Source organism: Pseudophaeobacter sp., assembly GCF_039971195.1.
GTDB lineage: Bacteria > Pseudomonadota > Alphaproteobacteria > Rhodobacterales > Rhodobacteraceae > Pseudophaeobacter.
This window is the reverse complement of the sequence record NZ_JBDWPJ010000229.1, coordinates 13,998-29,645: the sequence shown is the minus strand read 5'-3', so window position 1 is coordinate 29,645 and position 15,648 is coordinate 13,998. Positions and strand designations below refer to the sequence as shown.

At 60.7% G+C, this 15,648-nt stretch carries 14 protein-coding genes; 10 read left to right on the top strand and 4 right to left on the bottom strand.

Annotated elements, in window-relative coordinates:
* The 3 genes from ABJP42_RS20070 to ABJP42_RS20060 form a co-directional block, all read right to left on the bottom strand.
* On the bottom strand, nt 1-504 hold a 504-nt coding region (locus tag ABJP42_RS20070; RefSeq protein ID WP_490363242.1), incomplete at its 3' end, for an EamA family transporter.
* A 59-nt stretch (nt 505-563) separates the two neighbouring features.
* The gene (locus ABJP42_RS20065) at nt 564-2,231 is read right to left on the bottom strand and encodes a Na/Pi cotransporter family protein (protein WP_348343623.1); all 1,668 of its coding nucleotides are present in this window, start codon (nt 2,229-2,231) and stop codon (nt 564-566) included.
* A gap of 1 nt (nt 2,232) precedes the next feature.
* Nucleotides 2,233-3,039: a DeoR/GlpR family DNA-binding transcription regulator gene (locus ABJP42_RS20060; RefSeq protein ID WP_348343621.1), complete on the bottom strand. Its 807-nt coding sequence runs from the start codon at nt 3,037-3,039 to the stop codon at nt 2,233-2,235.
* Between the two features lie 197 nt (nt 3,040-3,236).
* Between ABJP42_RS20060 and ABJP42_RS20055 the strand changes: the two genes are divergently transcribed.
* Together ABJP42_RS20055 and ABJP42_RS20050 are read left to right on the top strand one after the other, a co-directional pair.
* The gene (locus ABJP42_RS20055) at nt 3,237-4,799 is read left to right on the top strand and encodes a sulfatase-like hydrolase/transferase (protein WP_348343619.1); all 1,563 of its coding nucleotides are present in this window, start codon (nt 3,237-3,239) and stop codon (nt 4,797-4,799) included.
* A 134-nt stretch (nt 4,800-4,933) separates the two neighbouring features.
* Entirely contained in the window at nt 4,934-6,196 is a 1,263-nt protein-coding gene (locus ABJP42_RS20050; protein ID WP_348343617.1) for a glycerate kinase type-2 family protein, read from the top strand.
* A gap of 6 nt (nt 6,197-6,202) precedes the next feature.
* Here ABJP42_RS20050 and hpaR read toward each other — a convergent pair whose 3' ends face one another.
* Nucleotides 6,203-6,637: a homoprotocatechuate degradation operon regulator HpaR gene (gene hpaR / locus ABJP42_RS20045; RefSeq protein WP_348343615.1), complete on the bottom strand. Its 435-nt coding sequence runs from the start codon at nt 6,635-6,637 to the stop codon at nt 6,203-6,205.
* A 149-nt stretch (nt 6,638-6,786) separates the two neighbouring features.
* On the opposite strand from hpaR, the gene hpaD reads away from it, so the two are divergent.
* From hpaD to ABJP42_RS20005, 8 genes are all read left to right on the top strand, one after another.
* Entirely contained in the window at nt 6,787-7,767 is a 981-nt protein-coding gene (hpaD, locus tag ABJP42_RS20040; protein ID WP_348343613.1) for a 3,4-dihydroxyphenylacetate 2,3-dioxygenase, read from the top strand.
* Between the two features lie 107 nt (nt 7,768-7,874).
* Entirely contained in the window at nt 7,875-9,284 is a 1,410-nt protein-coding gene (locus ABJP42_RS20035) for a pyridoxal phosphate-dependent decarboxylase family protein (protein ID WP_348343611.1), read from the top strand.
* A gap of 162 nt (nt 9,285-9,446) precedes the next feature.
* Complete coding sequence (locus tag ABJP42_RS20030; RefSeq protein ID WP_348343609.1) at nt 9,447-10,217, top strand: HpcH/HpaI aldolase family protein; 771 nt, start codon at nt 9,447-9,449, stop codon at nt 10,215-10,217.
* Nucleotides 10,218-10,352: 135 nt separating this feature from the next.
* A complete protein-coding gene (locus ABJP42_RS20025; protein ID WP_348343607.1) occupies nt 10,353-11,528 on the top strand; it encodes a substrate-binding domain-containing protein in 1,176 nt (391 codons plus the stop codon).
* A gap of 156 nt (nt 11,529-11,684) precedes the next feature.
* Nucleotides 11,685-12,461 (top strand): ABC transporter ATP-binding protein, encoded by a 777-nt coding sequence (locus ABJP42_RS20020; RefSeq protein ID WP_348343605.1) that lies wholly within the window; start codon nt 11,685-11,687, stop codon nt 12,459-12,461.
* On the top strand, nt 12,454-13,176 hold the full coding sequence (locus tag ABJP42_RS20015) for an ABC transporter ATP-binding protein (protein ID WP_348343603.1): 723 nt from the start codon (nt 12,454-12,456) through the stop codon (nt 13,174-13,176). Before ABJP42_RS20020 ends, ABJP42_RS20015 begins: the two co-directional genes overlap by 8 nt.
* A 76-nt stretch (nt 13,177-13,252) precedes the next feature.
* Nucleotides 13,253-14,284 (top strand): branched-chain amino acid ABC transporter permease, encoded by a 1,032-nt coding sequence (locus ABJP42_RS20010; RefSeq protein ID WP_348343601.1) that lies wholly within the window; start codon nt 13,253-13,255, stop codon nt 14,282-14,284.
* Nucleotides 14,281-15,351, top strand: coding sequence for a branched-chain amino acid ABC transporter permease (locus ABJP42_RS20005; RefSeq protein WP_348343599.1), 1,071 nt, complete (start codon nt 14,281-14,283; stop codon nt 15,349-15,351). Before ABJP42_RS20010 ends, ABJP42_RS20005 begins: the two co-directional genes overlap by 4 nt.
* Nucleotides 15,352-15,648: the final 297 nt, after the last annotated feature.

Genomic DNA, 15,648 nt, shown 5'->3' with positions numbered 1-15,648 from the left:
CGACAGCCGCACGCCCAGACCATCCACCAGCGAATAGAGTGAGATGCAAAATCCGGTGCCCAGCGCATAATAGAGCGCCGTACGCCCGACCCCGCTGCGCAGCGCCTGCCAGCTGCTCAGCTGAATGCCCAGGCCAATCAGCGCGATGCCGCCCCAGGCCTGCAGTGGCAGGAACTCCCCGGCAAAGATCATCGCCCAAAGCGCCACCAGCCCCGGGACTACGCCGCGGGCAATCGGGTAGACCACGCTCAGATCGCCATGGCGATAGGCCTGCCCCAACATGTAGAAATAGCCAAAATGGATCAGCGTCGACAGCGCCACATAGAGCAGACTTTCCAGCTCTGGCAGTGGCAGCATCACCACCATAACCGCACCGGGGATCACATGGCCCAGCGCCACCAGCCCCAGCGTCGTGGTGCGATCCGTGGCGGTTTTGACAATAGCATTCCATACCGCATGCAGCATGGCTGCCGAAAGGATGATGGCAACAACAAAGGGCGTCATAGGGGACGTTTCTTTCCAAAGTAGCAAAATTGCGCTGTGTTAGAGCCTTTTAGGAACCTTTAGGTGGCTTCCATGTCTTCGATCAGCCTCGTCTCCAGCAGCTGGCCGTTCTGGTAGAGCACCGGGTAGGAGACCGCCGCCACATGGCTGTTGAACTCCCGCAGTGCCCGCAGGGTCTCCAGGTGAATATCCGAGGTATCAAAGCTGTAGCGCTCATTGCGCTGTAGCCGTTTCAGGTGGCGCTTGCGGCTGTCGCGCTCCATCCGCTTTAGCTCGGTCTTTTCCAGATTGAGCAACCGAGCGCTTTCCAGATCATCCGAGATCAACACGTTTGAGGCCAGTCGCATATTGGCCATGATGGCTTCATGCATATGCAGGATTTCGCTCCAGCCCTCGTTTGAGAACCGCAGGTTCTTTTTGTTCAGGGTCCCGGCCAGAACCGCCAGCCGCCGCGCCGCCACATCGCCGGCAGTTTCCAGGCGGATGGCATATTCCACCATCTCGCGGGCCTGTTTTAACTCCCCCTTGGAAAACCCTTCATCAGGGATATCGGCCACATAGGACCGGATGCCGGACAGGCAGTCATTGACCTCCGGATCAAGCGCCTGCAGCGCCTTGATCTGTTCTTTGTCGCCCGTCTGATAGAGATCCGCCAGCGGGCGAAACATCGCCTCCACCAGATCGCACATCCGCAACAGTTCCCGTTTGAGATTGGCCAGCACCTGCGGCGGAGGACCATAGACGCCCGGTTCCAGCGCAGAGACAGGTCGACCGGACAGGCTGGGTTCAGGTGCTTGGGGTTCTGGCAACAATCGCGCCATCAGAGGTTCAATCCGCCCACAAAGCGGCAGCGCCAACAGCAGGAGCGATCCGTTAAAGGCCAGATGCACGTAGATCAGCATCTGCCCCCCCGGCGCTTCGCCCAGCATCCCCGCCGCAAAGGGCGCATTCATCGCCAGCAGACAGATCATCGCCCAGCTGCCGCGCAGGCCGAGATTGGCAAAGGGAATGCGCCGCGCGCTTTGGCTCATGCCGCGGCTCAGCCAAACCGGAATAAAACCCGAGCCAAAATTGGCCCCCAGCACCAGCGACAGCCCCGCCGCAAAGGGCAGCGCACCAATCTGCACCAGGGTCACGCACATCAAAATGGCCGCAACCGAAGAATGCATCACAAAGGCCAGGCCGGCCCCGACCAAAAAGGCAGTGATGTAGTCGCGCGCCAGATAGCCCGCCACCGCAGGCAGAAAAGCACTGTCGCGGATCGGGTCCATCGCCTCACGCAGGAACCGCAAAGATATTAGAATAAAGGCAATTCCCAACAGGATGCGCCCAGCCTGGCGGGCCTTCTTGCCTTCGGTTTTGACAAAGAGATAGCCCCCCACCGCCAGCAGCACTGGCACCAGCCAGTCCAGTTTGAACGACAGGATCTGAATGATCAGCGCCGAGCCAAAATCGCCGCCCAGCACAATGGCCAGGCCGGCAGGAAAAGCAAGGTAGCCCCCAGCTGCAAAGCCCGTCGCCAGCAGCGTCACCGCTGCCGAGCTTTGCAGCACCAGCGCCATGCCTATGCCAACGCCGCCGGCCTGCAACTGGTTGCCGGTGCCGGTCAGCAGCCGCTGAAACGAGGCGCCATAGCTGCGCTCAATGCCTGTGCGCACCATGCGCACCGCAAACAGCAGGAACATGGTGGCCCCGGCCAGGCTGATGAGGAATGTCAGAATGGCCACGTTACGCCCCCTCAAGCTCTGGCTGCGCCAGCTCAAATCGGCAGCCCCAATCTGCCAGTGCACGGGTCAGCTTTTTGCCGGGCTCGCGGTCGCTGACCACCAGGTCCAGCACCTGCGGTTCAGGCCCCCGGTGCGGTGCCACTTCAGAGAATTTGGACTGTGGGGTCACCACAAAGACCTGTTCGGCCGCCGCCGTAATCCCCATGGCCAGCTGCGCTTCGGCTGCATTGTGAAACAACAACCCATGTTTGGCCGACAAGGCATCCGCCGAGAGCACCGCCACATCATAGGCAAACCGCGCTGCCTGTGCCTCGGCCACCGGGCCAAAGGTGCCCCGATCATCACTGCGCATCTCACCGCCAAGCAGATGCAGATGGTTGCCATTGTGATTGGCCAAAAGCTGCGCCACACCGATGGAATTGGTCACCACCGTCAATCCGCGACGCTGGCGCAGGGCCTCGGCCACAAAGGAGGTGGTAGAGCCCACATCAAGAAACACCGTCATACCATCGGTGATCTGTGGCAGCACCGCCTGGGCAATATGCTTTTTCTCTGCGGGGTTTTCCCCCATGCGGCGAAAGAAACTGGGGCCCGCCTGCCCCATGCCCTGCGGCCCGGTCAAATAGGCACCGCCATGCACCCGCTCCACCGCGCCGGCCCTGGCCAGCGCCTTGATGGTTCGGCGCACGGTTTCCTCTGAGACATCCAGCATACTGGCCAGCTCGACACTGCGCCCGGATCCGCCAAGGCGGCGCAGCGCCTCAAGCAGCTCAACTTCACGATGCGAAAGCGTGGCAGGGGGTGCCATTGGGAAAACTCCACAAAGGGCCAAGAAGGTCCCCAGGTGATGGCAGGTTTGCGATAACATTTCAAGTTAAAACCCACAAAAATCCACCATAACGGTCAATATCAGTCACTCCAGCGTGAAATAGAGCTTCCCAAATCACAGGCAGCAGGCTTATCTGGCGACACGCAAACCGCCCCGATGACCAAGGGAAAGACCCTATGAGCAATGATGCGCCCCAAAAGAAGAACGTTCTCTTTATTCTGATCGACCAGCTGCGGGCGGATTGCCTGAGCGGGGCGCTGGCCAGCCATGTGGCGCTGCCCAATATGCGCGCCTTGATGGCCGAGTCAGTGACTTTTGAGCAGAACTACACGGTGGTGAACCCCTGCGGGCCTTCGCGCGCCTCGATCCTGACCGGGCAATATGCGATGAACCACCGCTCTGTGCGCAATGGCACGCCACTGCGCCATGACACCCCAACCCTGCCCAGTGAGATGCGCAAAGCTGGCTACACGCCGATGCTGTTTGGCTACACCGATACCTCGCGCGACCCGCGCAGCCACCACCCCAATGACCCCGCCATCCGCACCTATGAGCAGCATATGGAGGGGTTTCAGGAAATGCTCGAGATGCGGCTGGAGATGTCCTACCCGTGGCGCGCTGACCTGCTGTCCAAGGGCTACAGGTTTGACGACTATTGGGATCTGCACAAACCGGTTTCGCCAAATGGCGGCGCGCCCAAGCTGAACGATCCCGCCCCCTATAAGGCCGAAGACAGCGACACTGCCTTTTTGACCGATCGTTTCCTCGCCACCCTGCCGGCCTATCGCGATCAGGAGGGGGGTCCGGGCTGGTTTGCCCATCTGACATATATACGCCCGCATCCGCCGCTGGTGGCGCCAGCGCCCTACAACAGCATGTATGATCCGGCCAACCTACCGCTGCCAGCCCGGCTTGAGACTGCGGCGGAGGAATGCGCGCTGCATCCGTTTTTTACCCCCGCCACCCAGGCCTATACCCCGGCCTCTTCGGTGCTGGGCTTTCCGGACCTCGCCGCAACGGATGACAATATTCAGACCCTGCGGACGCTTTACTTGGGGCTGGCCAGCGAGGTAGATGCCCATATTGGCCGGGTGCTGCAGTTCCTCAAAGACAGCGGCCAGGAGGACAACACCCTGGTGGTGCTCAGTGCCGATCATGGAGAAATGCTTGGCGATCACCACAGCTGGGGCAAGTTCACTGTCTATGACGCCGCCTATAAGACGCCGCTGATCATCCGCATGCCTGGCAATGCGGCACAGGCGGGCACTGTGGTGCAGCAGGTGACGGAATCCATCGACCTCACCCCGACCCTGCTGGACTGGGTCGGGCAGGAGATCCCCAATGCCATGGACGGCGCCTCTTTGCTGCACCTGCTGCGTGGCGAAACCCCGGCAGGCTGGCGGCAGTATTCCTATTCAGAACTGGACTTTGGAGACCCCGAGGTGCCGACGATCTGGCAACAGGAGCTTGGCACCGCCACTTCAGACTCCAGCCTCGCCATCCTGCGCGATAGCCGCTTTACCCTGGTAGAGTTTGCCGCCGATCTGCCCCCATTGCTGTTTGACCACGAGGGCGCTGGTGAGATGCAGGATGTTGCCGCCCATCCTGAGCGACAGGGTGATCTGGCGAGGCTCACCCGGCAGATGCTGCGCCACCGGATGCGCAACGCGGACCAGAGCCTATCGCTGCATTCGATCACCGCAGATGGCCCTCGCGTGCAAAGACGCGACCGGCCCTGAGGCCATGCGAGGTGAGCGGCTAGGATTTGGGGGCCGCCCTTGACCTTGGCGCGGAGCTTGGGGCAAAACCGCCGCAAGTTTAGCGGTAACACCAAAAGTGCAAATCCGCAGGCACTACAATGCGGAGACCCAGAATGCGCCCCCTTCACCAAGACGCCAGAGCCCTGTTTGACGCCGCTGTTACCCGCGCCGACCCTGCCCTGGCCCTGCGCCAGTCGCTCAAGTCAACTCCCGCTGTAGCGCCCGCCAAAGGCGGCCAGACCTACATTCTGGCCCTGGGCAAGGCCGCAGCGCCGATGATGCAGGAGATGCTGCGCCATATCCCGGAGCCGCGTCAGGCGCTGGTGGTGACCAATCCGGAAAACCTCACGGATGTGCCCGGTGCAAAGGTCCTGGCCGGATCGCACCCGGTGCCGGATCAGGCCAGCGCTACAGCCGGCGCGGCGGCGATACAGTTTCTGTCACAGACCACCCCTCAGGACCGGGTGATTGTTCTGGTTTCTGGTGGCGGCTCGGCGCTAATAGTCGCCCCGGCGACAGGGCTCAGCCTCAGCGATAAAACTGCCGTTGGGGAAACCTTGCTGTCCTCGGGGCTGGAGATCAACGAGATGAACCTGGTGCGCCAGCAACTCTCGGACCTCAAAGGCGGCGGAGTGTTGCGACAGGCCGCCCCGGCACCGATACAGGCCTATATTCTGTCGGATGTCATCGGAGATGATCTGCGCGCCATTGCCTCGGGGCCAACGGTCTCTGCGCTTGGGGATCGGGCTGCTGCACGGGCGACATTGGACCGCGCCGGGATCTGGGCCGAAATGCCCAGCGCCGTGAAAATTCACCTGTCCGAAAACACCCCTCCCTCCGCCCTGCCGGAGGCGCAAAACACCCTAATCGGCTCCAATCGGCATAGCCTTGCAGCAATGATGGAACAGGCCCGGATCCTGGGCTGGCAGCCAGAGCTGGTCAGCGATCATCTGGTTGGGGATGTCTCTGAGGCCGCTGAGCAGATCCTGAACGCCGCCAAGGCCGCACCCATGGACAGGCCAGTGGCGCTGATCTTTGGCGGTGAAACCACCGTTCGGCTGCAAGGAGACGGGCGCGGCGGGCGCAATCAGGAGCTGGCCCTGCGCCTGGCCCAGCGCGGCGCGGCAGAGCTGAGCGGTGACTGGCTGTTCCTATCTGGTGGCACCGATGGGCGCGATGGCCCAACCGAGGCCGCAGGCGGCTATGCGACGCCGCAGACCTGGGAGGCAATTGCAAGCGCAGGTGCTGACCCGGCTGCGCTGCTGGCCAACAATGACAGCTACGCCGCGCTGAAGACTGCTGATGCGCTGCTGATGACAGGCGGCACTGGCACCAATGTGGCCGATGTGCAGGTCTTTCTGCGCCGGGCGGGCTAGTCCCGCCTAGAGCTCAATCTCGTCGAGCTCATTCAGCAGATCCAGCAGCGCCTCATATCGATCCTCACCCATTTTCTCCCGGGTGCGCTGAACAATAGCGATGCTGGCGGCAATATTTTCCTCAATGATCTTTTCGCCTGCGGCAGTGATGCGGATCACCTGGCGGCGGCGATCCACGGTATCGCGCTCACGGCTGATCAAGCCTTTTTCGTCCAGCTTTTGCAGGATCCGCGTCAGGCTGGGTAGCAACAGGCAGGCCTGATCGGCAATTTCGGTAGGATCAATCCCAGCGCTTTCCTGTACCACTCGCAGAACCCGCCATTGCTGTTCGGTCAGCCCTACGTCGCTGAGCAGATTGCGGATCGGCCCCATCACCCTTTCGCGGGCACGTAGCAGGGCAATAGGAAGCGAGCGGGCGGTGGACGGCAATCTGTTTTTCATACCCGTTTATCACCCATGTTCGCGGCCAAAGGCAATTGCAGTGGTGCTTTTTCATCATTTGACAGCCGTGCTGCAAAAAGATACACATGTTAACAATAAATGAGAACCCGCCCCCTCATCCGGGGCCTCCCAGAAGGAGCCGCCGACCCATGCCAGTTCCCGCCCCCGTGCTGTATCCGCCATTCAACATTGTCCGGCTGTCCCATGTGGAATATCGGGTCACCGACCTCCCGGCCTCTCGCAAGTTCTACGTCGAAATCCTTGGCCTGCAGGTCACTGAGGAAGACGAGAGCCGCGTCTACCTACGCGCCATGGAGGAACGCGGCCATCACTGCGTGGTGCTGGTGCAGGCGGACAGCGCCGATGTGGGCGTGCTGGGCTTCAAGCTCTACGACGAACCCGACCTCGACAAGGCCGCCGAATTCTTTGCCGCCAAGGGCCTGTCGGTGGAATGGGTCGAACGCCCCCATATGGGCCGCACCCTGCGCACCCGCGACCCCTGGGGCACCCCCCTGGAGTTCTATGTCAAGATGGAACGGCTGGAACCGATCCACCAGCAATACAGGCTCTATAACGGGGTAAAGCCGCTGCGCATCGACCATTTCAACATGTTCTCAGCGGATGTTGATGCCGCGGTCGCCTTCTATAACGAGATCGGTTTCCGGGTCACCGAATATACCGAAGATGATGAGAGCGGTAAGGTCTGGGCGGCCTGGATGCACCGCAAGGGCGGGGTGCATGATGTGGCCTTTACCAATGGCACCGGCCCCCGCCTACATCACACCGCCTTTTGGGTGCCAACGCCGCTCAATATCATTGATCTTTTGGATCTGATGTCCACCACCGGCTATGTCGCCAATATTGAACGCGGCCCTGGACGCCATGGCATCTCCAATGCCTTCTTCCTCTATGTGCGCGACCCGGATGGCCATCGGATCGAGATCTATTGCTCGGACTATCAGACCGTCGATCCCGATCTGGAAGCGATCAAATGGTCGCTCAAAGACCCGCAACGCCAGACCCTATGGGGCGAACCCGCCCCGCGCAGCTGGTTTGAGGAGGGCTCTACCTTTGAAGGCGCCAGCACCACGGAAAGCGCGCTCAAGGCAAAGCCGATCATTGCACCGTAACTCTAGGATCACGTCCGCTCCGAGGGTGGGCGCAATCGCGCCCGCCCTGGGGGCGGGGCGGACGCGATCCGGGCTGCTGTCCGACCCGGAAAGAAAAGGACCAAATCATGAAATGGGATGAATTCTCCGACTGGGGCCGCCGTGTGGCCGACTGGGCGCAGGACTATCACCTGACCGTTGGCGAGCGCCCGGTGCGGGCCAATACCGAACCCGGAGATGTGCTGAACGCCCTGCCCGAGGCCCCGCCCGAAGGCGGTGAGGGGATGGAGGAGATCTTTGCCGATTTTGAAGAGATCGTCATGCCGGGGATCACCCATTGGCAGCACCCACGGTTCTTTGCCTATTTCACCTCCAATGCTGCGGCCCCTTCGGTGCTGGCAGAGTTCCTCACCTCGGCCATCGCGCCGCAATGCATGCTTTGGCAGACCTCGCCGGCGGCGACCGAGATGGAAACCCGGATGATGGACTGGCTGCGCCAGGCGCTGGATCTGCCCGAGGAATTCCAGGGCGTCATTCAGGACAGTGCCTCATCCGCCACCTTGGCAGCCGTGCTGACCATGCGGGAAAAGGCGCTGAACTGGCAGGGCAACCAACAGGGGCTTTTTGCCCAGAAACCACTGCGGATCTATTGCTCTGCCGAGGTGCATACCTCGGTGGATCGCGCCATCTGGGTGGCGGGCATTGGCCAGAAAAATCTGGTGCGGGTGCCCATCAAAGGCGATTGGCGCGGCATGGACCCGGAGGCGCTGCGCCAGGCGATTGAGGCAGATATCGCCGCTGGATTGCAGCCCGCAGGTCTGATCCTCTGTGTTGGCGGCACCGGCACCGGCGCCACCGATCCGGTGGAGGACTGCCTGCAGATTGCCGAAGAATACGGGCTCTATAGCCATATCGATGCGGCCTGGGCCGGGTCAGCGATGATCTGCTCTGAGTACCGCCACTATTGGCCCGGTGTAGAGCGCGCCGACAGTATCGTCTTCAACCCGCATAAATGGCTTGGCGTGCAGTTTGACTGCTCGGCTCATTTCCTGAAAAACCCCGATGATCTGGTGCAAACTCTGGCGATCAGCCCGGAATATCTGAAAACCCATGGCAAAGATGGCATCATCAACTATTCCGAATGGTCGGTGCCGCTGGGCCGTCGTTTCCGGGCACTGAAGATCTGGTTCCTGATCCGCACCTATGGGCTGGAGGGGCTGCGGCAACGGCTGCGCAACCACGTCAACTGGTCCAAGAAACTGCACGATACCCTTACGGTAGAGCCTGATTTTGAAATTGTCACCCCGCCGATGTGGTCGCTCTGGACCTTCCGCTATGCCCCCAAGGGCGCGGTGGATCTGGATGATCTCAACCTGCGGCTGGTCAATGCTATCAATGACGATGGGCGGATCTATCTGACCCAAACGCGGGTTGATGGCGATCTGGTGATCCGCTTTCAGGCCGGGCAGTTTGAAACCACCGAGGCGGATGTGATGATGGCCCATGAGGTCATCACCGAAATCGCCGCCACGCTCTGAACGCCGGGTATGTGGTCACGGGGCATCTGATCACTGGACAAGCCCCGGCACGCAACCCTACCGTGACCCCAGCAGGGATCACGCTTTACCCAGAGCCCACCCCTGCCCTAGGTTTCACTCCATGGCGCCGCCGCCATTCCTTTTGATGAGAAAGAGTTTTTTATGCCCGCGCCCAAAAATACCTTCAAACAGGCCCTCGCCGAGGGCAAACGCCAGATCGGCTGCTGGATGAACTTTGCCGATGGTCCCGCCGCCGAGATCATGGGCACCGCCGGTTTTGACTGGCTGGTCATCGACGGCGAACACGGCCCCAATGACATCCGCTCGATCCGCGATCAGCTGATTGCCCTGAAGGCCTCTGACAGCCACCCGGTGGTGCGCCTGGCACTGGGAGAGACCTGGATGGTGAAACAGGTGCTCGATGCCGGGGCGCAGACGGTGCTGATCCCGATGATCGAAACCGCCGATCAGGCCCGCGAAATGGTCCGCGCCTGTCAGTATCCGCCCCATGGCACCCGTGGCGTAGGCGCCACTCCGGCGCGCGCCACCATGTTTGGCACTATTTCTGAATACATCCAAACGGCGGATCAGGAGATCTGCCTGCTGTTGCAGGTGGAAAACCGCATCGGCATTGAAAACCTCGATGAGATCCTCGCGGTGGAGGGCGTCGACGGCGTCTTTATCGGCCCGGCGGATCTATCCACCGACATGGGCCATCAGGGCAACGCAGCCCACCCAGAGGTGCGCGCTGTCATCGCCGAGGCTATCCCCCGGATCAAGGCCGCAGGCAAGGCGCCCGGCATCCTGGGCGTCTCGGACGAGGCCACACAGGCCTATCACGATATGGGCGCGCAGTTCCTTGCGGTTGGGCTCGATGTGGTGATCCTGGCGCAGAACGCCCGTCGCCTTGCAGAGACCTGGAAGGCCAAGTAAGGCATTTACAGGGGAGAGACGCGACATACGTATTTCCCTGCAATTGACCAAAATGCGAGGCCGCCGTTAGCCTGAAGGCACAGGAGCGAGACTGCGCCAGCCCTACACATTGGCGCGCCCTCAGGGAGGAACGACATGACACGCACTTTGCTTGCAGGAATGGTCTCTGCGTTGGCTTTGGCTTCGGCCGCCGCCGCAGATATCAAGATTGCCCATATCTATGGCAAGACAGGCCCGTTTGAAGCCTATGCCAAACAAAGCCACGACGGGCTGATGCTGGGGCTGGAATATGCCACCGGCGGCACCATGGAGATCAATGGTGAGCCGATCGTGATGATCGAGAAAGACACCCAGCTGAAGCCGGAAAACGGCAAAGCCCTGCTGGAAGAAGCCTACGGCGACGACGAAGTTGATCTCGCCATTGGTCCGGTCAGCTCGGGCGTGGCCCTGGCCATGCTGCCGGTGGCCGAAGAATATGAGAAGATCCTGATCGTCGAGCCCGCTGTGGCCGACAGCATCACCGGGGCCAACTGGAACCGCTATATCTTCCGCACCTCGCGCAACTCGTCGCAGGATGCGGTTTCCAGCGCCATCGCCCTCGCTGGTGAAAACGTCAAGATCGCCACATTGGCGCAGGACTATGCCTTTGGCCGCGACGGCATTGCTGCCTTCCGCGAGGCGCTGGCGACACAGGGGATTGAAATCGTCCACGAAGAATACGCCCCCACCGATACCACCGATTTCACCGCCGCAGGCGAGCGCATTTTTAATGCTATGAAAGATCTGGACGGCACCAAGAAGCTTTTTGTGATCTGGGCCGGGGGTGGCAACCCACTGGGTAAGATCCACGCCATGGATCCGAGCCGCTTTGGCATCGAATTTGCCGGTGTTGGCAATATTTTGGCAGCGCTCAAGGGCTTCAAAGACTACGAAGGCATGGAAGGCGGCACCTATTACTACTACGAGCTGCCCGACAATGAGGTGAACGACTGGCTGGTCAAAACCCATTTTGAGCGCTTTGACAGCCCTCCGGATTTCTTCACCGCAGGCGGTATGGCCGCAGGCATCGCCGCGGTTGAGGCGATCCGTAAGGCAGGTTCCACCGATACCGAAGCGCTGATCACCGCGATGGAAGGCATGGAGTGGGAGACCCCCAAAGGCACTATGAAATTCCGTGCCGAGGATCACCAGGCGCTACAGACCATGTACCACTTCAAACTGACCGTACAGGACGGTGTGGAATGGGCGGTGCCGGAGCTGGTGCGCGAGCTGAGCATCGATGAGATGCCGATCCCGATCCGCAACCAGTAAGCCACACAGACTTCATTCCCCATGGCCCAAGGATACCTATCTTTGGGCCATGGTTTTAAGCAGTGGGTGCGCGCACCCTGATCTGCCCCTTTCTCTCAGAAAAGCCACGCAGCCAAGCCATCGGCCCGCGCCATCAGAGAACACTCCGAGATCGAAATGACAGAACCCATTCTGAAAACCCGCGACCTGACCGTCCGCTTTGGGGGCCATGTGGCCGTTGATGCCGTCACCTGCGCCTTTAACGCAGGCGAGCTCACCGCCATTGTCGGACCAAATGGCGCTGGCAAGACCACCTATTTCAACCTGATTTCCGGCCAGATCCCGGCCTCTGGCGGCTCGGTCTCGCTGCGTGGTCACGACATCACCCGCGCGTCGGTGTCGGCCCGCACCAAGGCCGGCATTGGCCGCGCCTTTCAGCTCACCAATCTGTTTCCCGGCCTGTCCGTGCTGGAGAACCTGCGGCTGGTGATCCAGGCCAAACTGGGGCGCGGCTTCAACCTCTGGTCGATGGTTTCGCGTCATCAGGATCTGACCGATCAGGCCGAGGAGATCCTCGCCCGTGTGCGGTTGCTGGATCAGCACGAACAGGTGGTCTCGGAACTGTCGCACGGCAACCAACGCAAGCTTGAGGTCGCCCTGCTGATCGCACAGGACCCGGATGTCTATATGTTTGACGAACCCACTGCGGGCATGAGCGTCGATGAGGCCCCGGTGGTGCTGGATCTGATTGCCGAACTGAAAGAACAAAAAGACCGCAGCATCCTGCTGGTCGAACACAAAATGGATGTGATCCGCAGCCTCGCCGATCGTATTATCGTTTTGCACAATGGCGCCCTGGCCGCTGATGGTGCCCCGGCCGAGGTCATGGCCTCGGATGTGGTACAGGAAGCCTATATGGGCCGTGGTCTCGAAGGAATTCTCGCCGATGTCTGATGCCATCCTGACGCTGGATGGCGTCTATACCAATATCGCGCAATACCACATCCTGCAGGGAGTTGATCTGACTGTGCCCCGCGGTGGCGTGACCATGCTCTTGGGCCGCAATGGGGTGGGCAAGACCACGACCCTACGATCGATCATCGGCCATTGGCGCGCCCATCAGGGCCGGATCCTGTTTGACGGCGAAGACATCACCAAACTGCCCACCCCGGCGATTGCCCGTCTTGGCATTGGTTTTGTCCCCGAGGACATGGGCATTTTTGCCGATCTCACGGTTGAGGAAAACATGGTGCTGGCGGCGGCCACGGGGCCGATCAATTCCGCCCGGTTGGACTGGATCTTCACCGCCTTCCCACCGCTCAAAACCTTTTGGAAATCCGATGCCGGTACGCTCTCGGGCGGGCAGAAACAGATGCTGTCGATTGCCCGCGCCATGGTCGAAGAGCGCAAGCTCTACCTGATCGACGAACCCACCAAGGGCCTGGCACCTGCGATCATTTCCACCATGGCCAAGGCGTTGAAAGATTTAAAAAACCAGGGTTCATCGGTGCTCTTGGTGGAACAGAATTTTGCCGTCGCAAAGGCACTGGGAGACAGCGCCAATGTGATGGACGACGGAAGAATGATCTGGTCCGGCGAGATGGCTGAACTGGGCAACGACGCCGCCCTGCAAGAACGGCTCATGGGCCTCAGCATGGAGGCGCATTGATGACCCTTTGCAAATGCAGCCTGACCACGATGAGGCGCAAAGCCTCCCAACCCTGTGAACAGACGGAGGCTCAGACATGAGTGCCGCCCCCGAACATGCCCCCACCATGGCCCAGGCCACCCTGGGCGAACGCATCGCCCCCCATATGCCAATCCTGCTGGTGCCACTGCTGGCCCTGGCAGGATTTGTCGCCATCATGAACCCCGCCAGCTGGCTGACGCTCACCGTTTCTGGCCTTGCCATGGGGATGATGATCTTCATCATGGCCTCGGGTCTGACGCTGGTCTTTGGCCTGATGGATGTGATCAACTTTGGCCATGGCGCCTTTGTCTCGGTTGGCGCCTTTGTCGGCATCACCGTGTTGATGACCCTCGGCCATCTGACCGAGGCCCCCTCACTGATGCTCAATCTCGCAGCGGTTCTGCTCGCTGTGATAGGCGCTATGCTGGCCACCGGTGCCATGGGCTGGGCCTTTGAAAAGGTCATCGTGGGGCCGGTCTATGGTCATCACCTGAAACAGATCCTCGTCACCATGGGCGGGCTCATCGTGGTAGAACAGCTGATCATCGTGCTCTGGGGTCCGGAAGAAATCTATTTCAACCGCCCCGAAGCCCTGAAGGGCGCCATCACCTTTGCCGGCGCCGCGATCGAGAAATACCGTCTGGTGGCGGTTGCCGTGGGGCTTGTGGTCTTTGCCGCCATGCGTTGGGTGCTGCGCCATACCAAGATTGGCCTCATTGTGCGCGCCGGCGTTGAAAACGGCGAAATGGTGCAGGCGCTTGGCTACCGGTTGAAACTGGTCTTTGTTGGTGTCTTCATCGCCGGTTCTGCCCTGGCGGGCCTCGGCGGCGTGATGTGGGCGCTCTACCAGGAAGTCATCACTGCTCATATGGGCAACCATGCGATGATCCTGATCTTTATCGTGGTGATCATTGGCGGGCTTGGCTCGGTCGAGGGCTGTTTCATTGGCGCGCTCCTGGTTGGATTGATGCAGAACTACATCGCCTTTATCGAACCAAAAGCCGCCCTGATTTCCAATATTGCCCTGATGGTCACCATCTTGATGTGGCGCCCAATGGGTATGATTCCGGTGGTAAAAGCAAAATGATCCGCTCTCTTCTTTCTGGCGATTTGCCACGTTCCCTGCCGCTGGCGCTGATCCTGGGCGGCATTCTCCTCTGCCTGGCCCTGGCGCCCTTTTTGTTCCCCGGCGTGCGCACCGTCGATACCGCCGCACGAATCTGCATCTTTATCGTGCTGGTGGCCAGCTATGATCTCTTGCTGGGCTACGGCGGCATCGTCAGCTTCGCCCATACCATGTTCTTTGGCATTGGCGCCTATGGCGTGGGTTTGACCTCCGCCCATATGGGCCGCGGTTTTGACGCCATTGCCATCGGCGCCCTGGCCGGGGCCACGCTCGCCGCGGCTTTGGCTCTGCTGATCGGGCTGTTCTCACTGCGGGTTCGCGCCATCTTCTTTGCCATGATCACCCTCGCCGTAGCCTCGGCGGTGGCGGTCCTTGTCAGCCAGCTCTCTGGCCTCACCGGCGGCGAAGACGGTCTCACCTTCAAAACCCCACGCGAGCTGGGCCCCGCCTTCAAATTTGGCAAAGAGACATTTGACGGCACCCTGTTTGGGGTCAAACTCAATGGCAAGCTCTTAGCCTATTACTTTGTCTTCATCGGCGCGACCCTGTTGTTCCTGGCCCTGTTGCGGGTGGTGAACTCGCCCTTTGGCCGAGTGCTGCAAGCAATCCGCGAGAATGATTTTCGCGCCGAATCCATTGGCTACCGCGTGGTCTATTACCGCGTCGCTGCCACCTGCCTTTCTGCAGCCATCGCCGCTCTGGCAGGATCACTCTACGCAGTCTGGCTACGCTACGTCGGCCCGGACACGGTGCTGTCGATGGAGCTGATGATTGATATCCTGCTGATGGTGGTGATCGGCGGCATGGGAACGCTCTATGGCGCCATGATCGGTGCGGCGCTCTTTGTGCTGGCACAGAACTACCTGCAAAACCTGATGGGAGCCGCCTCTCATCTGGTCGAAGGGCTGCCGATCCTGCCGGAACTGCTCAGCGCTGATCGCTGGCTCCTTTGGCTGGGCGTCTTGTTCATCCTCAGCGTCTATTTCTTTCCAACCGGCGTCGTCGGCCGCCTGCGCGAGAAAGGCTAGCCCCCTCCCCTCGGCACGCTGCGGGTCAAGGGCCGCACAGCGGCCGCGCATCGCGCGGTTCACCCTTGATGCGCAACACTTGCACAAACTCTAAAAAGGTCCATCAGGGCAGATCTGCCCCTGATGGACCATCTCAGAAAATCTTCTGTTTCACACCGCGAAAGCGGTGTTCCTTAAGGAGACAGACACCGCGAAAGCGGCGGCTGTTTCAAAAAAGACCGGCACCGCGACAGCGGTGCCGGGCCCAACGGGAACGGGGATCTTTGATCCTCCCAGTTCCGGGCGGGAGCCCCGCGC